We start from the raw sequence: 18,641 nt of genomic DNA, 5'->3' as shown, positions 1-18,641 counted from the left end.
GCGCGTGTCAGTCACGGTTTGCCTCCCGGGCCGGATGGTTGTCGAGATCGGCCGCGAGCCGCTTCAGGAAGCGGGGCATGCGAAACAGCGTCACCGCACCGGTCAACACCAGGAAGCAGCCCTTGAGGTCCTGGCTGAACAGGCTGCGGCGCAGGCCGTCGGCTTCGAGGTAGCGGTCCGACAGATTGGCGAGCTGGGTGAAGAGGCCGCCAAGGTCCCAGCCCGCAACGAACAGGAACAGCGCGAGCGGCAATCCCAGCACGATCAGCAGCGAGGTCGCGGCAAAGCGTGCGGTCTCGATGAGGACGAAGCAGGTCCCTTGCAGGAATGGCATCAGGCTGCGGAGATTGGCCGGAGGGGTCCGGTCGACGAGATGCGAGACCATCATTGTCCGCCTCCCGCCACAATGCGGATGGCATCGGCGAGGCTGTGTCCGCGCCGCTCGCATTCCTGGATCGCGGCATAGGTGTCGGGATCGGAGGAGTAGATTGTCGCCGAGAAGGGATCGAGCACGAGCCGGCCGACCGCCTCGGTCTCGGGACCCTTGATGAAGACCTCGCTGTACTCGGTCCCCGAACGCTTGAGGCTGCGGATCAGCGTCTCGGTGCGATCGTCCATGTCGAGCCGCGCGTTCGCCCTGAAATCGGCGATCGTCTCGGCCTTCTGCTGGAGCACCAGCATCCAGTCGCTGTTCTCGAGCGCGGCGCGCGCGCCATCGGACTTGTAATAGTCATTAAGGGACTGGGTCGCAGTGGCGAGCGCGCCGCCGTACTTGCGGGCTGTGCGGGCATAGGTCTCGACGAACTCGCCCATCGACCCGCCCTTGAGCATGGCCCAGGCCTCGTCGATCAGCAGCAGCTTCTTGGTCGCTCGCGATGAGCGCGTCATCGCCTGGCTGGTCATGAACATGATCGCCGAAAGGACGACGCTGCGCAGTTCCTCACGGGACGCGAGATCGCTCATCTCGAAGACGGTGAAATCATCGTCGAGCGCGAAGCTCGCTTTGCCTGCAAAGAACCCGCCGTAGCTGCCGCCGCGGCAGAAGGGCGCGATCGCGGTGGCCAGATCGCGGCCCGCCTCGCTTTCCGATCCATGGAGCGCATGCGCGACATCGTCGACCGATGCGCCGCTTCCCAGAGCCTCCCAGGTCGCAGTCACGGCCCGGTCGATCAGTCCGCGTTCGGTATCGCTCGGCGCGGTGCCGGGTCGCGCCATCTGGCCGACGATCGCCTTGATCATGGCGAAGCAGTCGAGGCGGTAGTCCTCGTCTTCGTGCGCGCGGGCATCGTCGACCATCGAGAAGGGGTTCAGGGAAAAACCCGAGGCGAGCGTGAACTCGACGAAGCGTCCGCCCTGCAGTTTGACCGAATGCTCGAAGCTGCGCCCGTCGTCGATCACCACGACCTTGGCGCCCGCGCCGCGCAAGGCGGCGCAGAGCTCCTGCAGCAGCACCGACTTGCCCGAGCCCGACTTGCCGCAGATCGCGATATTGTGATTGCCGGCGGCGTTTTCGAACGGCGACCACCAGAAGGGCTGGCCGCGGCGGCCAACGAGCAGGAGGTGGGGGATCACGCCGCCAAGATATTCCCCCTGCATCGGCGCGATATGTGCCGCTGTCGTCGAGAGCATGGTCTTGAGGCGCTTCAGCCGCGCCATGTCGTCGGCGAGGCCATCGGCAAGGCTCAGGGGAAAGGCAGCGACGAGGCCCTGCAGCTGGAGGAAGCGCTCGTCGGCAAGATCCCATCCCGCTGCCTTGTAGATCGCCTTGATGATGCGTTCGTGCGCGTCGCCCTGGCCGAGCGGCGAGATGCTGGTGAGCCCGTAGAACAGCTTCACGAGCTTCTTTCCTTCCTCGAGTTCGGCTTGAACGTGGCGCCACTCGGCCGACTGTTCGGCGAGCTTGGGCAAGAAACGCGCGCTCTTGGTCTGGCTGAGGCTGGTCGTGCGCATGAACTTGAAGCCCGCGCGCGCCGAGGCGGCTTCCTGGTCGGGGTAGACCAGGCACAGCATGGTCGCCGTTGGACAGGGGAAGCGCAGCTTGTCGGTGAACATGTCGCCGATGAGCCGCGCGCATTCCCAGGGCGCCCAGCGCTCAGGGGTAGAGCGCACGGCATAATGCCGCACGTCGAAATGGTCGGGATAGCATTCGCCGACTTCGGGATTGCCCTCCTCGTCGCGGCCGGTCTCGCGAAAGCGCTCGGTCCTGAGGATCAGGCGATCGTCTTCGACCTCGAGCTCGATGTCGCGGCGGATGGCCTGGACATCGAGCGTATCATGCGGGTTCCACGCATGGATATCGGTCTCGTGCGCGGTGGTCGGCGAGGTGAGCTCGTCGATCAGCGCCAGCAGCCCGCCCGGGCGCAGCTCTTGCGCGTGGAGTCCGAGCGAATGGAGCATGCCCATCAGCCCTTCGCGGCATTCGGAGAGTTCGGCATCGGTTACGCTGCCGGGCACCGGCACGCCGAGCGAGACGATCAGCCGGACGTTGCGGGCATGGAAGGGCGCATGCGCCGAGCCCGAATTCCAGACGAGATCGTAAAGGCGCTTAGTGCGCGCCCTGGCGATAGCCTCGTAGATCCCGCCCTGCTCATAACGCGGAGCGAACCAGGGGCCGACCACGCTGCCGATCCGCGGTGACGCGAAGTTCAGGACCTGGAGGCAGGCGCCCTGCGGCAGGCCTTCGGAGAAGAACTGGCCGAGGATCTCGCCGGTCCGTTCGTCGGCCCCGATCAGCGGGGTGACCTCGAGCACGAAGCCCTTCGAGTGGGCGTTGCGGTAAAGCTTCGCCCCCTCGTCATAGACCCGGTAGGGTAGCCAGTCCGAGAGCATGTCGAGCCCGAAATGCGCCTGCGGCTTCTCAGGCCGAGCCGTGTCTGCAAACAGGCCTCGCGAGAGTGCGTCGCGCGCGGCAGCAAGGGATAGCGTCACCGGCTCTCTCCTTCGGTCATATCAGGGTGGGGGACCGGCTCGCGGGGAGGGGAAAACGAGCCAGGTCCCCCGGGTTCCGGCGCGTCAGCGCCGGGCATCGCCGGAACGGGCTGCGAGGGGATGAACAGCTGTTCCGGCAATGTGTCTGTTGGTTGGAAATCGGTTGCGGGGTTGCTCTCGCGCGTCGCGGCAATGGTCGATGCCAGCGAGCGCAGGACTTCGCGGCGGCCCTGCGGGGCGCGCCAGCCTGTCCCTGCCTGTTCGGGCAGGGTCAGGTGAACGACGCGCGCCTCATGGTCGCGGCCCGCCGCGTCACGGTAGGGCGTCAGCACCACCTGCAGGCGGCGAACCGCTTCGCCGGTCGGGGTCACCGTCCAATGCGCGTCTGTCGTGTCAGCCTTTTCGATGCCGGTCGCCCCGGCATCGATCGCGGAAGTCGGCGCGCAGGTCCCTTCGGGAGCGCGGCAGGCAAAGCTGCCTTTGACGTTGCCGCCAAGGCTGGCGCAGCCACTGGCCAGGATGAGCGGCGCAGCGAGCACCACGGCGCGAAGGATCGGAAGCCGGCTCATTGCGCCACTCCCTTGCCTTCGGCCACGAAGCGGCGGATCGCCGCGGCATCGCGGTAGCCATGCAGCACCGCCCCATCGCGGGCGCGCACGATGACCGGAGTTCCGGCAAACCCGTTGGCCTTCGCGAAGGCTTCGTTGGCATCGAGTGCCTTGGCGTCCTTGCAGGTCTTGGCACTCGCCGGAGCCTGGCCGGCATAGGCTGCATGGAGCGCCTTTGCCGGATCCTTGGCGCACAGCACGGCCTCGGAAATCTTGCGGCTTGCCGCGCCGAAGATCGAGATCGGTCGCTCTTCGACATGGACCTTTGCCTTGACGAGTTCGGCGGTCAGGCGCTGGCAGTAGCCACACTGGAAATCCGAGAAGACGACCAGGCGCTCGCCCTTGGGGTTGCCCCAGTGGATCGCGCCTGCAGCCGGAAGCGATGAGAGGTCGACATGGCTGGCGGCCGCCTGGAAAGGCGCTTCGTCGCGTACCGCCGGCGCGTCGCTGGCTACGCGCGCCGCACCGGCCGCGAGCAGGTCGGGATTGAGTTCGAGCAGGCGGGCGGCGGTCACGTCGCGCCGCTCTTCCATGTCGTAGAGACGGCCCACGAAGAGATAGCGGGCGGTCTCGTCGATGTAGAACAGCGTGTCGCCCGAAACGACTTCGCACCAGGGGCCAAGCGTGTCGCAGCTGATCGCATCGATCGGGGTCTTGGGCAGCCGCAGTTTCAGCGCCTGCGCGACCTCGCTCGCCATGCCGGCGGCGCTCGCAGGCATGGCTGTGACGGCCGAGACTCCGAGCGTCAGCACGGCGGCGGCGCTCGAAAGAGCAAGGGCAAGGTGGGCGGCGCGGGCCTTCAGGCCCGGCCGGTGGTTATTGTAGTTCATTTGGAGGGGCTCCTGACGTGGACGCCGTCGAGAAAGACGATCTCGACCTCGATGCCGGTCGGCATCTCGACGACGGGTTGGTATTGTTCGGCGCGTTCGATGAGGTATCGGCTGACGGTGTCGGCAGCCTCGCCGGCACCCTGGCCGAAGCCACCGGCGAGGATGTCGGTCGGCGACAGCGCTTCGCGCTGACCGTTGGCGCCGACCTGACCGGTGAAGATGCCGTTGGCGTTGGCGGAAAATCCGCGCCCGAAGCCGCCGACAATCCCGGCCAGCAGCGCCTGGCTGACAAGGCTGCCTTCGCGGCTGACCACGCGGCCGCGCACACCCGACTTTCCGGCAAAGGAGATGAACCCCTTGACCTCGCTGACCGCGAAGCGGCCACCGGGCTGCGCGCAGGTCATGCGCACCAGCTTGACGTAGACCTTCTCGGCCGAGAGATCACCGCGCGCCGCGCCATTGACGAGGCAGCCGGTGATGTCGGTGGTGAGCAGCTTGTTGCCGCGCATCACCGAGCGCGCCGGTCCGGTGATCCGGAGCACGACGGGAAGCGGATCGCTCTGGCTGGCAACGCCGGTCGAGGCATCGACACCCACGATGACCGTTGCCGGTGCGTAGCTGTTAGGCGGCAGGTAATCGCGGCTCGCTTCGAGCAGCAGTGCGGGCGCAGTCTCTGCCGCACGCGGCTTGCCGTCCTTGCCCGTCTCCGCGCCGAAACTCATCAGGCTGAGCTGTCCGCCCTGCGTTTCCGGCGCTCCTTGCGGAGGCTGGACAGCTCCGCCGGTGCCGACGCCGGGGCCATAGGCAGGTGGCGGTGGCAGGGGCGGTGCGGTTGCAGGCGCTTTCGCAGCGTCGCTAAGCTGTGACCTCAGATTGGCGTTCTCGGCCGAGATTGCGTCGATCGCTGCCTGGCCGTCGGAGCGCATCTGCGCGTTCTCGCTGCGCAAGGCTTCGAGCTCCTGTTCGATCTCGGGGCGCGGGAGCTGGGCCTGCTGGAGATCCTTGATCGCGCGGCCCTGTGCATCGAGACGGTTGCCGTAGCTCGCGACGAACTCGCGCTGTGAGAGGTTGCGATTGACGAGGCCGCCGGTGTCGATTGTCGCCGCACCATTGGCATCACTGCCGCCCTCGTCGCCATCGCCGCCGAAGATGAACATCCCGCCGCCGATGAGCGCGATGGCCCCGATCCCGGCGAGCAGCATCTTCTGGCGCTGCGCGATTTGCGAATTGAGGTTGCGCCGTCCGCTTTCACGCGCTTCCGGCGAGCCCGGCAGAGGCCTCTTTTCGGCGTCCTTCTGTGTTGCCTCGGCCATCAGTCGAGCCCTCCCTTGGCAAAGACAAGGAAGGCACTGGTCGCTTCACCGGGAGCGAGTGCATCGCGGCCATAAGCAAAGGCGAGCGCGCCTGCGGGACCCTCTCGCTCGGAGCCAAGCGCAAGGCTCTCCTTGCCGAGGTTGCGCACGAGGAAGCGCTGTCCGGTGAGTTCATCGCCCTGGTATTCGGCGACCAGCTGGACCTCGATCCCGCCGGTGCGGCGCGGAGCGGAGAGTTCAGCGCGAGCGGTGAACCCGGGCAGGACGGCATCGCTTGCCATCGCCTCGATCAAGCGGATCGCGGCGTCCTCGAGTCCGGTCTCGGTCTCCCATTCGGTAGCTGCGGATTTAGCGAGCGCGGGATTGGTGATGAAGAGCTGGGTCGCTTCTTCGCCGCCGAGGCGGCAGGCGAACTTGTAAACATAGCCCGCCTTGCTGGTCGCAAAAAAGCTGACCCGGGCAGCGGCAAACTGCGGAGGCACGGAGATATAGATGTCTCCGCGCACCGGCTCGTGCGTCACCTGGAAATCGTTGTAGGGAAAGCCGCTCGCGATCTTCGAGACATTGGCAAAGCCGTCATCGATGAGCGCAATCCGGGTGAGTTCGCCGCGGGCGAGTTCGCAGTCGATGGTCGCATTGTCGGCCGCTTCGACGAACTGGTCGGCATGTGCCGGGACCGGCGCGAGCGCGAAGGCGAGTACGGCGAGGCCGGTCAGCTTGAGCCCGGGATCGGGGCGTCTTGTCGCGCCGATCGCAAAACAGGCAAGACCGGTTCCGGCAAGCGCAGCAGCGAGGGGAGATGGGAGAAGGCTCATTGGCCGGGTTCCTCCTTGTCGGTGGGAAGTTGCTCGAAGCCGGCGAGCGCGAGGCTGAGACCACGCTTCGACCAGCGGAAACAGAAGGAGCGGCGCTGGCTCGCGATCACCTGCGCGCCGACGAAGGTCTTGAGCGTGCCGGTGACGGTCGAGGTCAGGGCCTTGGGGTCGACATGCATTTCCGCGATCACGAAGGCCTGGCTGATGTCCGAGCCGCGCTGTTCCTCGACGATTCTGATGAGCTCGGCCTTGAGGCGGCCGTGCGCGGCGGGATCGGCGAGCTTCAGGATGTTCGCCATCCAGTAGTCGAGGCTTTCGGGGGCCCGGTTGAGCAGCATCAGCGCCGTGTCGCGGGTGACGAGCTCGAGATAGGGCGCGTCGATCCCGCCGCTCGAGACGGTGATCCGCTCGGCGGTGATCGGCACCAGCACCACCTGCTCGTCGCGGGTGACCGAGGCGCCGAGGCTGACCAGCGTGGTGAGGCCCAGGACACCTGCCAACACGGCAAAGCGGTTGCGTTGCCGGAGGTAGGTCTGCGCCTGTTCGTGCGCGAATTCTGCTCGCATGGGTCGCCTCCCTCAGCCCGCCAACAGGCGGCAGTGGGAGGGCGGCGTGGCTTTCAGACCGAGAAAGCTCCCGGGCAGGTACCAGTACGCAGCATGCACCAGTGCCGAACCGGCGCCGCGTGCCTTTGCCTTCCGCAAGGCAAGCCAGGCCCCGGCGGCCAGGCCGATACCGATGAAGATATGCTGCGAGAGAATGCCCCAGGCGAAGGGAATGAGAATCCCTGCAAACTCGTCGATGGTCCAGAAGCCGATGAGCTCCGGGTCGTCGAGCCGCCGTGGAACGAGGTACCTGTCGGCCATGCCGCCCTCCTGTCGTGACCGGATCCGCTGATCAGATGATTGCGGTCACGACCGAGGTGACGATCGGCACGCCGGTGCCGACACCGATCCCGACGCCGACCGGCACCGCGACCTGGCCGAGCGAGAAGCGCCCGGAGGCGAGACCGATCAAACCGCCCGCAAGGCTGAGCACGGTGATGATCTTGCCGCCCGAGCCTTCGAGGAAGTCGGTGAACTTGGTCAACGCGGGGTCGAAGGTGGTGTCGGCGCCGGCAAATGCGGCACCGGCGCAGGCCAGCGCCACGCAGGCGGGAAGAATGTAGTCGCGGCCACGGGCACGGTTGAGCGTGCGCTGCTGGGCCGGAAGGGCAGTCTTGGTGGTCATGGATGGAAACTCCGAGGGATTGAACATCAGTCAGCGATGCGTTCGCTGTATGTTCTTTCCTCTCCCCGGAGCTGGGCTGTAGGAAATCGGGAACTGGATTTTGGGGCTGCCGACCAAGCGAAAAGCGACATCGGGTGGTGCGATGGACGGGATTCGCGCAGGTTGATCGCGGATCAGCGCAAACTGTGCCGAGTTTAGCGCGAAGCGTGCCGCGATGCGCGTGAACGCGACCGGAATTTGCGCGAATCACTGAAGGAAGCTGATTCGTTTCTCCCTCCATGTTCTCTAGATGTTCTTTTCGTTTTCCTACAGGCTTCCTTCGCGGTTAGCCGGTGAGTCGATCACCTCTAGAGATAAGGATTCGTCGATGACCAAGATGGCGCTCTTTGCCGAACAACAGGTTCGCGCCGACCTCGCCCGGCTGCTCTTGGCGGCCGTCGAAGCCAGCGGCCGTACCCGCTGCGACATCGCGCGCGATGCGCAGATCCATAAGGATGCCTTGCGCCGCGTCCTTGCCGGCGAACGTTCGGCAAGCCTCGGTGAAGCGTTGCGCATTCTTGCCGCGAGCGGAGTTGCGCCGCACGCACACCTGCTCCTCTTCCTCGTCAGTAGCGGCGATCACGCGATTGCGTGGTTGCAATCGGACCTCGCGCAATTCTTCGAGGACTTTTCCGGCGAACTGCCTTCAGCACTCGAGCGTGTCTTGGGCAACCAGGTTCATGACGTGAAGCCGCGTTGGGCCAAAGGCACCGCGCACCGGGTTGCGCGCTTGCTCTCCGACCACATCGATGAGCTTGAACGAAAGGATGCGCTACTCGGCGATGTCTTTGCCGGTGTCGAAGGAGGCCATCGTGGGTGAAGAGATCGACAAAGGAGCGACGGAAGCCCGCAGGGTCACTCGCCTCATTCGTTTGCCGGAAGTGCAGCATCGTGTCGGGCTGGGCCGATCGACGATCTATCGCTGGATGAGCGAGGGAAAGTTCCCGAAGCCGGTGCAGCTCGGTGGATACTCGGTGGCATGGGCGGAAGATGAGGTAGAGGCTTGGATTGCTACCAGATTGGAGTGAGTCGAACAGTCGGACAGAACAGGCGGGTTCGATTACCAACATCTTGAATTTCCTATCCGTCTGGTTTTGGCAAATTCGTCCTGTTAGTGCTCGTTCGCAATTCCAAGGTGACCAATCTCGATGTCACTTTGTCGATATTCGCGAGGGCAACGGTGAAAAGAATCTCAGGTCATTCAATCGATCCCGCACACACGAGCAAGTTAAAACCCGTTCCATTGAAGATTTGCTATTATATTGATGGCTATGGTGCGAAAATATCTTCCGAGGTATTGTACGATATAGGCGATAAACGTCTCCATGAGCATTTGCGAAATCAAGATGGTATAAGTGCTGCAGCCGATGAGCAATTGTATGACAAGCTTTATACCCCTCCAACTCCAGAAATATTTGCCGAGATTTTAAGCTATAGCCTAGCTCTCATTGAGCTCTACGTCATTTCGACAATCGAAGATCGCATGAGGGCGCGAGGCACGCCCGTCTATCCGAACGCTCTATTGGTCAATAAGTCGAACCCATTGAATTTAGAGATCAATGGGAAGACGTGGAATATCTTGGAAACTTTCTACCCGATCCGCGAAGATGAGTTCTTGGCTGAAAATTATCTAGATATCTCAAGCGATGGAACCATCTATTCTACCGGCAAGGTCGATCGCGATAAGCAAGTTGCAATTCTTAAGCGCGAACTGGAGAACTGTAGAAGGTTCGGGGATACATCGAGGATTACTTGGCTGGAGAAAAACGTTGAGTCCGTTCGAGATGGAAAATTTCATTATCGAAATCGGGATGGATCTATCGGTCGGCCTGTGGACTTTGAATTCAGCGAGGTCTTCTACGATGCTGTCTCAGATCGAATTGGATACTATTCGCGATTGGGAGAAAGCAAAATTCACTGGAGACAAGATCTAAGTGATTTTGGAGAGAAGGGTGTAGATTGTGATTTGATTATGCAGGTCATGGATGATCTATATCAAGACAATGTAGATGTCTTTGTATTCATGACCAATGATATGGATTTTTTCCCTCTCGTCGAGCGATTGGTTGCAAAGGGTAAGTCAGTCTTCATATGTGGTATTGAAGGGCGGGTTTCATATCGATTGATCAATGCAGTCGGAGAGAAGTCATTCTTTAACCTGAAAGAAGAGCCCATCCTACAAAATCTGCCAAATGTCTTCATGGCGTTGGATAAGCCTGAACTGCGTGAAGTTGCTTTGCAGTGGGCATGGTTGGCTCTGCGGCGAGAGGTCGTCGGAGAGGCATAGAGGCCTCATCGAGGGCTATTGCATCAAAGCGAAAAAGACGTCTGGTCCGCAAAAGGCTGTGGGGCAGTTCTCGGGAAGTGTTCGTTGTGGAACGCCCGCCAACCCAGCTGATGAGGCCACTCAGCTGCCTGCTTGGAAATGCAACGATTTATCCCGCATTTTCTGGTTTTCGAGAATTGCGGGATAAATATGGCCAGTCCGCCTCAACCCTCGTCAAGCGCGACGGATAACCTTCTTGCGAGAACCGCAAAGCGTGCAGGTATCAACCTGGCGCTGGAAACCCGGTGACCCGGCCAATTCCCGCGTCTTGTGATTGGCGTGCTGCCTCACTGACAGTCCTAAACGATCGGCAATGCAGTCATCGCAAACTGCATCCGGACGTAAACGCTCGACGAACGCTCGCACCTGTTCAAGAACCGTCTCTGCCATCGCTCAATTGCTACCCCGCAGACAAACCCAGATCAATTGTTGGAATCAGCATCTCTTTGCCTTGCACAGCATTTTGGTCGGATGACGCTCTGGCTCATTCAATTTTGTTGCAAACGAGATGCGTAACTCGAGTATCCTTGGGTTGAGGAAGGGTGCAAGCGGGGAAGGTGAGCGACTGGCAATGCAAGACGAGAATTCGATCCGGAGGGTTCACGTGCCGTTGCTCCGACCGGAGGACGCAATCCATCACCTCGGTTCGCCGACCCATTGGCAGCCGGGAAGGTCAGCCAAGTCTGTGGTCGACCTATGGTTTGCTGCGAACGCGTTGCCGTCGTCCGTAATGGCTGCGTTGAGCAACGATGCCGTGCTGCGCGATTGTAGATTGCTGGATGCCTTCCTTGAGCGATCCGTCGATCTCGGTGACGGTCAACGGCCAAGCCAGACAGACCTCATGGCTATCGTTCGCCACGAGAGCGGGCTTGGCGTTATTGCCATCGAGGCGAAAGTCGACGAGACCTTTGGTCCAACCGTCGCGGAGTGGCTGGCTGACCCAAAGGGTGATCTTCCTACCAGGACGGCTCGACTCGATCGGCTGTGCGGAATGCTTGGTCTCGATCCTGCCACAGCCGGGTCGTTGCGGTATCAGCTTATTCACCGGACAGCATCGGCAATCATCGAAGCAAAGCGCTACCACGCGCATGACGCGGTCATCTTGGTGCAAAGCTTCTGCCCGCGCCGTTCGTGGTTTGATGATTTCAGCGCATTCGCAACTGCCTTAGGTTTCCCTCCTCATCAGGTGGGAACGGTTAGCGCGCCGAAAATTCGTGATGACGTTGCGCTTCGTGTTGGGTGGGTCGCGGAGCCAAACAACGGTCCGCACACCAGGCTCGGTACGGCCAGGACAGTTCCCATGCTGACTGATCTGGGTCGGGTCCAGCTGTCAAAGTCCTTCTTCATGCGGGACATGCTCTATTCCGAGGTCGCAATGATCCACGGCCTTAACAATGCACCAGACGATCCAGACCTGGCGATAAAGGCGGGCAAACGCCTTTGCGAGGAATTGCTCGAACCCCTTCAAGACCATTGGGGCAGGATTGCGATCCGATCTGCGTATCGCTCGTGTGAGGTGAATGGCTTTTGCAACGCAATGCAGCGCAAGAAGAAGGCCGGCTACACCTGTGCTTCGAACGAGAGCAACTTCGCGGGGCACATCTGGGATCGCCTCGACGAGAACGGTCACATGGGGGCGATGGCTTGCGTGGTCGTTCCTAGTTTCTGGGCCAAGCACCAAGAGCAAGGCGATTGGCGGATCCTCGCTCGATGGATCTATGAGCATCTGCCTTACTCGACGCTCTATTTCTTTCCGACCTATTGGGCATTCAACATCGGCTGGCATGAAAGTCCGGAAAGGATAATCAAGAGCTACGCCGAGCCAGCGGGTACATTCACTCCGTGACAGGGAGTGAGCGGTTCTATCAACCGCCCTTCTCATGCCGAGTTGCTAGTTCTCGAACGCAAACCACCGGTGTATGCTGAAGGCGCACCGAGTCGAGATTTAATGCGTAGCCTGTTGCTAGGCATTTCTGGGACGACGAAGTGTAGGAAATCAAACGAATTGTTCGGTTGCTTTCTTCATTTTATGTTGGAGATTTTATATGCTGGCGAAGTGCGCCATCTTTGTCGATTTCGACAATGTTTTCACGACTTTATGGGAATTAGATCGCGAAGCGGCACTACGGTTTGCTTCAGAGCCGGGGGACTGGCTTCAAGTGTTGGCGAACACGCATGTCATCAGTGATCCAAGGCGCTGGCTTGTTGCCCGCTGCTACCTGAACCCGGCGGGCTTTGCCCGCGCCCCTGGAGACACCAACGACAGGTTATACTTTTCACGCTTTCGGCCAGGCCTGGTACGCGCAGGCTTCGAGGTCATCGATTGTCCGGCAGTATCCCGAGGAGGCAAAAATGCCGCGGATATTCGCATGGTTGTCGATGCCCTGGAGTTGCTCGATCATCGAACACACTTCGATGAGTTTGTCCTCGCTTCCGGCGATTCCGATTTTACGCCGCTCCTGCAAAAGCTTCGTGCTGAGGACCGCCGGATAACGATCGTCTCCCCGGGGTATTTGTCGGCAGCATATACCTCTATCGCCGATCGCATTGTTGGCTTCGAAGCGATCACAGAACTCCTAAGAGCAGATGCAGACCTAGCGTTAGGGGGCGTCGACAAATCTGGTCCAAGCCAAGTCGAGACCGAGCAAGAAGATAGTCGAGCCGAATTCAGTTCATTGATCCGGACGCGTTATCAAGAGGCAAGTGCCCCCTTGAATCTCGCCGCCCTGGCGCTCGATGCAGCGCGAAAATGCGTCGATGCAAAGCAATCAGGATGGTTCGGAGCCGGAAGCTTCACTGCAGCGGTTGTGGCCTTGGACTTACCCAATGTGCAGTTCTCGCAACATCACATGTGGGATGCCGAACGACATCAACCGCCGTCCGCTGACAGGACTGATGAGAGCGCCGGCTTGCCAGCCGACGTCGGCCTGCTTGCTAGAGAACTGGACCTGCCGAGAATTGATCGGGCTGACTGGCCCAAGGTTTTCGCCGTACTGGCACAATACGCCATGACCCATGAGTTCAATCTAACCGAAGCAACGCGATGGTGCCGTGATGCGCTGGCGGGCGAAGGCGTTGAGGTCGGTCGCAATTCGCTTGCGTACGTGATGCGCGGTGCTCAGTTTGGGGGCGTTAGGCTCGATTCCGAGTTGGCGCCCAGTCCTGAGGCTATTGGGGCGGCTTTTCGCGGTGCAGTCCTCGATCGTGCATCCTCACTCGGCCTGCCACTTGGAGAGACTGCCGAAGAGGCGATTGGAAATTGGCTTGGTGTGAATTGAGTAAGTTGGTCGAGGTCGCGCGAACAGGAGACAGTTCAAATGGGCATATTTTCATCTATCTTCAGAGGCCTCTCACGAGGCGCCGTGATCGTACATCGCAGGTCATCTAAGATCGACAAGATCAACGCTTGGAAGGCGGCCAAGAAGGTGCGCGGCGACTGGATCCCGCATGATGAATGGGTAAAGCGGAAGCGGCGCCGCTAGCTCGTTTTATGGGGAAATGCGTCAGGGTGACAGACGGGAAGATTCTAAGTTTCGAGTCCCGAAAAAGCTACGTGATCATTCAAATAAGATGTTCATTAGCGGTCCTAAATTAAACACATCGAAAATGAAGGCCCGCCATTGCGCCCTCACTAAAAGGCGGTGTTCAAAACCAGAACCGGACGCCAACAACGTAATTGGTTACACTCGGATCCTCGCCCGCGAGGCGGGCATAGTCGGCGCTCTGGCCAACCTTCCATTCCTGTTCGATGCCGACATAGGGCGCGAATTCGCGGGCGAATTCGTAGCGCAGCCGCAGTCCCAGTTCGACCGAATCGAAACCGGCTCCGACACCCAGCTCGGGAATGTCCTGCGCCGATAGATTCACCTCGCCGCGTGGTTGCAGGATCAGGCGCTGGGTAATGCGCTGGTCGAGCTCGGCTTCGATACGCGCCGTCAGATCGCCCTTGGTGGACAGGAAAGCGGCCGCGTCGACCTCGAACATGTAGGGCGCAAGTCCCTGCACGCCGAGGACGGCGTGGGTGCGTTCCGGGCCGGTCAGGTCCTGCCGAACGCCGACTTGCAGGTCCCACCATGGGCCGATCGCATGGCTCCAAAGCCCTTGGATTTCGGCGGACTCGAGCTTCTCGCCGAAGGTGCCCTCGCCCTCGCTTTTGAACCAGAACTTGTCGAGATCGCCGCCGTAGTAGCCTTGCACGTCCCAAAGGTAGCCATCCCCACCTTCCCGTGCGCGATATTCGGCGCGGTCGCCCTGGAACCAGAAGACGTTCATGCCGCCGTTCTCGACGCGCAGGGCATCGCGCGAGGCGCGCATTGCATCTGCGCCCCAGATCGCATCGGCGGCGCTCGGCGGCCCGGATCCCGCCGAAGCCGGAGACGGTCCTTGGGGAATGGGGGTCATGTCCATGGTGCCATGATCCATGGCTCTGTGATCCATCGCCTGATGGTTCATCGGTGTTTGGCCGGACGACTGCATTCCTTCATGGCCCATCGCCGCGTGGTCCATGTTTTCCATGGTAGAATGGTCCATCGCCGGCATCTGGCTATGATCCATCGCTGAATGGTCCATGGTGGAATGGTCCATCACCTCCGTCTGGCTATGGTTCATCTGCGAATGATCCATGCCGGCGTGGCTTTCGTGTCCTGGGGCGGATTGCGCAGTGGGCGCACAGGCTCCTTCAGGCACCGGATGGCCCATGGCGCGATGGCGTGCGGCTTCCTTTTCGCATTCGGTCTGGGCAGGAGATTGCGCAACCGGCATCGCGTGCCCGGAATGGTCCTGTGCGATAGCGGGGGTGGCGGCGCTCGCGAGGAGAATGGCGACGATCAGGCGCATCAGTCTTCTCCCACCCGCTTCACATCGGGTGCCGAAGGCGGCTTTGCGACCGTCACGATCTGAAACATGCCCGAATGCATGTGGTAGAGCAGGTGGCAGTGGAAGGCCCAGTCGCCCTCCTCATCGGCAGTAAGGTCGAAGGTCGCGCTGCCGCCGGGCTGGACGATCACCGTGTGCTTCTGCGGCTGGCGATCGGCAGGCGCGCCGTTGACCAGCTCGAAGAAATGTCCGTGCAAATGGATCGGGTGGGCCATCATCGTGTCGTTGACCAACTTCACCCGGACCCTTTCGTTGTAGGCAAAACGGATCGGATCGTCGCTCACGGCGGTGAATTTCTTGCCGTCGAAGGACCACATGTAGCGTTCCATGTTGCCGGTCAGGTGAATTTCCATCTGCCGTGACGGGCGGCGCAGATCGTCGTTCGGTTCGAGCGCCACGAGATCCTTGTAAGTCAGAACCTTATGGGGAACGTTGTCCAAGCCGAGGCCCGGATCGCCCATGCGATCGACCGGATTCATCGACACCATGTCGATGCCGGGGCCGACCTTCACGTCAGGCGGCAGCAGGGACGTATCACGCATGTCCATGCCGCTCATATCCATGTTCGCCATCGAATCCTCGGTCGCGCCGTGCGATGTCATGTCGTGGCCCATGGCCGCATGGTCCATCCCGCCCATGTCGTCGCCACCGCCATGGTCCATTCCGCCCGAGCCATGATTCATGCCCATGTCCGCCATCGTCAGCAGTGGCGGATCGCGCAAGGCTGGAATCGGAGCCCGCGCGCCGGGACGCGAGGCGAGGGTCGCCACCGCCATGCCCGACCGGTCCATGCTCTCGGCCACGATCGTGCGGGCTTCCCCGGTCGGCTCGACAACGATGTCGTAGGTCTCTGCGGCGCCAATCTGGAATTCTTCGACCTCGACCGGGCGCACGTTCTGCCCATCGGCGCCGACCACCCAGAACTTCACGCCGGGAATACGGACGTTGAAGAAGGTCATCGCGCTGCCGTTGATGACGCGAAGCCGTACCCGCTCGCCAGGATTGAACAGAAATTCGAGGCCCTCTTCCGGACCGCGCCCATTGGCGAGATAGGTGTAGGTCGAACCGGTCACGTCGAGAATGTCGGTCGCCATCATGCGCATGCGCGCCCACATCCGCCGGTCTTCGCCCGAAAGCGGATAATCGTCGGTCCAGGTGTTCTGCTGGTAATTGAAGTAGCCTTCGCCCTTCTTCAGCTTGTCCATGATCGTGTGCGGGTGAAGCGGGGTGAATTCGCTGAGGAGCAGCACGTAATCGCGGTCCGCCTGCACGGCATCCGTGCCGGATGGTTCGATCACGATCGGGCCATAATGCCCGGCCTGCTCCTGCAATCCGGAATGGCTGTGCCACCAATATGTGCCATGCTGGCGAAGCGCAGGGATGTCGTAGACGAAAGTCTCGCCCGGCCTGATTCCGGGGAAGCTGACGCCGGGAACGCCGTCGTATTGAAACGGCAGCAGCAGTCCGTGCCAGTGGATCGAGCTGTCCTCATCAAGAGTGTTCGTGACCGCGAGGCGAACCGGCTGACCTTCGCGCAGGCGCACCAGCGGACCCGGCACGCTACCGTTCACGGCGACTGCGTGTCCGCGGCGGCCCTGCACGACGCGCGGGCCTTCGCCGATTGTCAGCGCGATGTTGTGGCCCGACACTTCGTCGAAGCCGGGGCGGATCGATCCACCGCGGTGCAGATCAGCACCGCGGGCCCAGGCGGGCAGGGCCAGCGCGCCTGCGCCAAGCGCCCCTGCTCCTAACAGTCGACGACGCGAAACCAGCAATTCACTCATGGGTCTTGCAACTCCTTCTGGCCTTGTCATATATACCCCCCAGGAGTATTGCAAGATACCCCGCAGGGTATTCCGGTAGATGGAGCATCTAACGTGTCAGCAACCGATGGTTCCCGCATCGTCAATCGGCTTCGCAGGATCGAGGGACAGGTGCGTGGCGTGGCGCAGATGATCGAGGATGATCGTTACTGCATCGACGTCCTGAACCAGGTCCAGGCGATCAAGGCTGCTCTCGGCCGTGCCGAGAGCGAAATCTTGAAGCGCCATGCGGCTTGCTGCGTGGCTGAAGCGATCGCCAGCGGTGACGCCGACGAACAGAAACAGAAGTTCGGCGAACTGGTCGACCTTTTCGAGAAGGCCAAGCGGTGAACTCCGTTCTGCGCCTTTTGGCCAGCCTGGCCCTCATCCTCTCGGCAACGGTTGCGTTCGCACACGGTGAGGAAAAGCATGGGGAGGAGGACACGCGCTCAGCTGCAAGCGAGGCGGTCCGTGCTCAGCCCGATCATGATATGGAAGCGATCGGCAGCGCCGCAGTTTCCGACGAAACCACGCAAGGCCATGATGCCGAGCAGGTTGAGAGTGAAGGCATAACCGGAGCTCTCAAGAGCCTGCATCCGGCAACCGTCCACTTTCCGATTGCACTCTTCATGATGGCTGCGCTTACCGAGCTGTTCGTGATGGCGCGCCGTACTCCCGAACGCGAAGCGGCCGTGAAGATCATGACCTACGGCGGCGCTGCGGGAGCGGTCGGTGCAGCTCTGTTCGGATGGATACACACCGGACTGTGGTTCGGCGGGGATACCGTCATGCAGCTTCACCGTTGGAACGGGATGCTGATCGCGGCCCTCGGCTTGGCGGCAGCCTGGATTGCTTACCGCAATCCGCAGTCCCGCATTGTTCTTCGCCTGACGCTTTTCCTGCTTGCGGCGTTGCTGATCGTTCAGGGCTACATGGGCGGCGAACTCGCTCATGGCCTCAATCACCTCAAACTCTGAAGGAGCCTGCCATGCGTCTCAATTCTCTCGCCTTCGCCGGTAAGTCGTTGCTTGCGCCCGCGCTCCTGCTTCCGTTGGCAGCGTGCGGAGAAGCAGCTGCTCCGGTGGAAGAGGAAACTCCGGCAGCCGAGGCGGCTGCCGCAACCCCGGCTCCGGTCGCTTCCGAAGCGATTTCCGAGGCGGTCACCGAGCCAGTCTCCGAGCCGCGATCTGATGCGCCAGTCGCCGCGTCGAGTCCGCAGACTGTAACCACCAGCGCGCCCGCGCCTTCCGCTCGCAAGGTCGCGCCGGCAGCCGTCGCAACTCCCACGCCGACGGCCACCGCAACGCCCGCCGCTGATCCGCATGCCGGCCACGACATGTCCACCATGTCCGACGAAGACATGAAAGCAATGGGACACAACTGATGAGCCAACACAGAAATCTGACCCGTCGCCCGCTTCTCCCCATACTTGGCACGATGTTGCTCGCAGCCTGTACGGGCGCGGCGCAGGCAGCCAGCTTCACCATGTATCGCGATCCCAGCTGCGGATGCTGCGAAGCCTGGGCCGCGCACATGCGGCAGGGCGACCGGCATGAAGTCGCCACGGTCGATCACCCCGACATGGCGTCGGTAAAGGCGCAGACCGGCGTGCCCGATGACCTTCGTTCGTGTCATACCATGATTGCGGATGGATACGTCATCGAGGGCCACGTGCCCGCCGCGGACGTCGAGCGTCTGCTCGCGGAAAGGCCCGACTGGGTAGAAGGGCTCGCGGTCGCCGGTATGCCGCTCGGGTCGCCCGGCATGGAAGCGGGGGGCAAAGTGCAACCCTATCAGGTCATAGCGTTCGGCAACGGCCGCCGCGAGGTGTTCGCGTCCTATCCCTGATTTCAGTCATACGCACCTGCGAAGCAG

The 18,641-nt window shown here is 61.6% G+C and carries 20 protein-coding genes; 9 read left to right on the top strand and 11 right to left on the bottom strand.

Features of this window, described 5'->3' with window-relative positions:
- Window positions 1-7 precede the first annotated feature (7 nt).
- Genes K3174_RS05950 through K3174_RS05910 form a run of 9 tightly spaced genes read right to left on the bottom strand, consistent with a single transcriptional unit; the run spans window position 8 to window position 7,724 of the window.
- Window positions 8-388 carry a hypothetical protein gene (locus tag K3174_RS05950; RefSeq protein ID WP_221556779.1) on the bottom strand — a complete coding sequence of 127 codons (381 nt, stop codon included), beginning with the start codon at window positions 386-388 and terminating at the stop codon, window positions 8-10.
- On the bottom strand, window positions 385-2,928 hold the full coding sequence (traC, locus tag K3174_RS05945) for a type IV secretion system protein TraC (RefSeq protein ID WP_221556777.1): 2,544 nt from the start codon (window positions 2,926-2,928) through the stop codon (window positions 385-387). Before traC ends, K3174_RS05950 begins: the two co-directional genes overlap by 4 nt.
- Window positions 2,925-3,497 carry a hypothetical protein gene (locus K3174_RS05940; RefSeq protein WP_221556775.1) on the bottom strand — a complete coding sequence of 191 codons (573 nt, stop codon included), beginning with the start codon at window positions 3,495-3,497 and terminating at the stop codon, window positions 2,925-2,927. Before K3174_RS05940 ends, traC begins: the two co-directional genes overlap by 4 nt.
- Entirely contained in the window at window positions 3,494-4,366 is an 873-nt protein-coding gene (locus tag K3174_RS05935; RefSeq protein WP_221556765.1) for a DsbC family protein, read from the bottom strand. Before K3174_RS05935 ends, K3174_RS05940 begins: the two co-directional genes overlap by 4 nt.
- Complete coding sequence (locus K3174_RS05930; protein ID WP_221556763.1) at window positions 4,363-5,679, bottom strand: TraB/VirB10 family protein; 1,317 nt, start codon at window positions 5,677-5,679, stop codon at window positions 4,363-4,365. The genes K3174_RS05935 and K3174_RS05930 overlap by 4 nt, the downstream gene beginning before the upstream one ends.
- The gene (locus K3174_RS05925) at window positions 5,679-6,494 is read right to left on the bottom strand and encodes a type-F conjugative transfer system secretin TraK (RefSeq protein WP_221556761.1); all 816 of its coding nucleotides are present in this window, start codon (window positions 6,492-6,494) and stop codon (window positions 5,679-5,681) included. Before K3174_RS05925 ends, K3174_RS05930 begins: the two co-directional genes overlap by 1 nt.
- On the bottom strand, window positions 6,491-7,060 hold the full coding sequence (locus K3174_RS05920; RefSeq protein WP_221556758.1) for a type IV conjugative transfer system protein TraE: 570 nt from the start codon (window positions 7,058-7,060) through the stop codon (window positions 6,491-6,493). The genes K3174_RS05925 and K3174_RS05920 overlap by 4 nt, the downstream gene beginning before the upstream one ends.
- 12 nt (window positions 7,061-7,072) lie before the next feature.
- Window positions 7,073-7,360: a type IV conjugative transfer system protein TraL gene (gene traL / locus K3174_RS05915; RefSeq protein ID WP_006834208.1), complete on the bottom strand. Its 288-nt coding sequence runs from the start codon at window positions 7,358-7,360 to the stop codon at window positions 7,073-7,075.
- 31 nt (window positions 7,361-7,391) lie between these two features.
- Window positions 7,392-7,724, bottom strand: a complete 333-nt coding sequence (locus K3174_RS05910) for a hypothetical protein (RefSeq protein ID WP_221556756.1) — start codon at window positions 7,722-7,724, stop codon at window positions 7,392-7,394.
- A 367-nt stretch (window positions 7,725-8,091) separates the two neighbouring features.
- Here K3174_RS05910 and K3174_RS05905 point away from each other — a divergent pair, with 367 nt between their 5' ends.
- From K3174_RS05905 to K3174_RS05885, 5 genes are all read left to right on the top strand, one after another.
- The gene (locus tag K3174_RS05905; protein WP_221556755.1) at window positions 8,092-8,583 is read left to right on the top strand and encodes a hypothetical protein; all 492 of its coding nucleotides are present in this window, start codon (window positions 8,092-8,094) and stop codon (window positions 8,581-8,583) included.
- Window positions 8,576-8,791 (top strand): helix-turn-helix transcriptional regulator, encoded by a 216-nt coding sequence (locus tag K3174_RS05900; RefSeq protein ID WP_221556753.1) that lies wholly within the window; start codon window positions 8,576-8,578, stop codon window positions 8,789-8,791. Before K3174_RS05905 ends, K3174_RS05900 begins: the two co-directional genes overlap by 8 nt.
- A gap of 107 nt (window positions 8,792-8,898) precedes the next feature.
- Window positions 8,899-10,050: an NYN domain-containing protein gene (locus tag K3174_RS05895; protein ID WP_221556751.1), complete on the top strand. Its 1,152-nt coding sequence runs from the start codon at window positions 8,899-8,901 to the stop codon at window positions 10,048-10,050.
- A 547-nt stretch (window positions 10,051-10,597) separates the two neighbouring features.
- The gene (locus K3174_RS16805; protein WP_425594421.1) at window positions 10,598-11,935 is read left to right on the top strand and encodes a DUF6946 family protein; all 1,338 of its coding nucleotides are present in this window, start codon (window positions 10,598-10,600) and stop codon (window positions 11,933-11,935) included.
- 199 nt (window positions 11,936-12,134) lie between these two features.
- On the top strand, window positions 12,135-13,367 hold the full coding sequence (locus K3174_RS05885) for an NYN domain-containing protein (RefSeq protein ID WP_221556742.1): 1,233 nt from the start codon (window positions 12,135-12,137) through the stop codon (window positions 13,365-13,367).
- A gap of 367 nt (window positions 13,368-13,734) precedes the next feature.
- Here K3174_RS05885 and K3174_RS05880 read toward each other — a convergent pair whose 3' ends face one another.
- Both K3174_RS05880 and K3174_RS05875 read right to left on the bottom strand, forming a co-directional pair.
- Window positions 13,735-14,925, bottom strand: a complete 1,191-nt coding sequence (locus K3174_RS05880) for a copper resistance protein B (protein ID WP_221556740.1) — start codon at window positions 14,923-14,925, stop codon at window positions 13,735-13,737.
- A complete protein-coding gene (locus tag K3174_RS05875; RefSeq protein WP_221556738.1) occupies window positions 14,925-16,748 on the bottom strand; it encodes a copper resistance system multicopper oxidase in 1,824 nt (607 codons plus the stop codon). The genes K3174_RS05880 and K3174_RS05875 overlap by 1 nt, the downstream gene beginning before the upstream one ends.
- A gap of 93 nt (window positions 16,749-16,841) precedes the next feature.
- On the opposite strand from K3174_RS05875, the gene K3174_RS05870 reads away from it, so the two are divergent.
- The 4 genes from K3174_RS05870 to K3174_RS05855 are packed head-to-tail and all read left to right on the top strand — an operon-like array spanning window position 16,842 to window position 18,614.
- Window positions 16,842-17,117, top strand: a complete 276-nt coding sequence (locus K3174_RS05870) for a metal-sensitive transcriptional regulator (RefSeq protein ID WP_221556736.1) — start codon at window positions 16,842-16,844, stop codon at window positions 17,115-17,117.
- A complete protein-coding gene (locus K3174_RS05865; RefSeq protein WP_345719595.1) occupies window positions 17,114-17,743 on the top strand; it encodes a DUF2231 domain-containing protein in 630 nt (209 codons plus the stop codon). Before K3174_RS05870 ends, K3174_RS05865 begins: the two co-directional genes overlap by 4 nt.
- A gap of 11 nt (window positions 17,744-17,754) precedes the next feature.
- A complete protein-coding gene (locus K3174_RS05860) occupies window positions 17,755-18,150 on the top strand; it encodes a hypothetical protein (protein WP_221556734.1) in 396 nt (131 codons plus the stop codon).
- Window positions 18,150-18,614, top strand: coding sequence for a DUF411 domain-containing protein (locus K3174_RS05855; RefSeq protein ID WP_247711948.1), 465 nt, complete (start codon window positions 18,150-18,152; stop codon window positions 18,612-18,614). The genes K3174_RS05860 and K3174_RS05855 overlap by 1 nt, the downstream gene beginning before the upstream one ends.
- Window positions 18,615-18,641 lie beyond the last annotated feature (27 nt).

It is taken from the genome of Qipengyuania qiaonensis (assembly GCF_019711515.1).
Taxonomy (GTDB): Bacteria; Pseudomonadota; Alphaproteobacteria; order Sphingomonadales; family Sphingomonadaceae; genus Qipengyuania; species Qipengyuania qiaonensis.
Note: the sequence above shows the minus strand (reverse complement) of the source record. Positions and strands in the feature narration are given on the sequence as shown.

Excerpts from the sequence above, each read along its gene's own strand:
- K3174_RS05860 (WP_221556734.1), top strand. The coding sequence starts at position 17,755 with ATGCGTCTCAATTCTCTCGCCTTCGCCGGTAAGTCGTTGCTTGCGCCC.
- K3174_RS05855 (WP_247711948.1), top strand. The coding sequence starts at position 18,150 with ATGAGCCAACACAGAAATCTGACCCGTCGCCCGCTTCTCCCCATACTT.
- K3174_RS05925 (WP_221556761.1), bottom strand. The coding sequence starts at position 6,494 with ATGAGCCTTCTCCCATCTCCCCTCGCTGCTGCGCTTGCCGGAACCGGT.
- K3174_RS05940 (WP_221556775.1), bottom strand. The coding sequence starts at position 3,497 with ATGAGCCGGCTTCCGATCCTTCGCGCCGTGGTGCTCGCTGCGCCGCTC.
- K3174_RS05885 (WP_221556742.1), top strand. The coding sequence starts at position 12,135 with ATGCTGGCGAAGTGCGCCATCTTTGTCGATTTCGACAATGTTTTCACG.
- K3174_RS05920 (WP_221556758.1), bottom strand. The coding sequence starts at position 7,060 with ATGCGAGCAGAATTCGCGCACGAACAGGCGCAGACCTACCTCCGGCAA.
- K3174_RS05910 (WP_221556756.1), bottom strand. The coding sequence starts at position 7,724 with ATGACCACCAAGACTGCCCTTCCGGCCCAGCAGCGCACGCTCAACCGT.
- K3174_RS16805 (WP_425594421.1), top strand. The coding sequence starts at position 10,598 with ATGCGTAACTCGAGTATCCTTGGGTTGAGGAAGGGTGCAAGCGGGGAA.
- K3174_RS05950 (WP_221556779.1), bottom strand. The coding sequence starts at position 388 with ATGATGGTCTCGCATCTCGTCGACCGGACCCCTCCGGCCAATCTCCGC.
- K3174_RS05930 (WP_221556763.1), bottom strand. The coding sequence starts at position 5,679 with ATGGCCGAGGCAACACAGAAGGACGCCGAAAAGAGGCCTCTGCCGGGC.
- K3174_RS05875 (WP_221556738.1), bottom strand. The coding sequence starts at position 16,748 with ATGAGTGAATTGCTGGTTTCGCGTCGTCGACTGTTAGGAGCAGGGGCG.
- K3174_RS05935 (WP_221556765.1), bottom strand. The coding sequence starts at position 4,366 with ATGAACTACAATAACCACCGGCCGGGCCTGAAGGCCCGCGCCGCCCAC.
- traL (WP_006834208.1), bottom strand. The coding sequence starts at position 7,360 with ATGGCCGACAGGTACCTCGTTCCACGGCGGCTCGACGACCCGGAGCTC.
- K3174_RS05880 (WP_221556740.1), bottom strand. The coding sequence starts at position 14,925 with ATGCGCCTGATCGTCGCCATTCTCCTCGCGAGCGCCGCCACCCCCGCT.
- K3174_RS05905 (WP_221556755.1), top strand. The coding sequence starts at position 8,092 with ATGACCAAGATGGCGCTCTTTGCCGAACAACAGGTTCGCGCCGACCTC.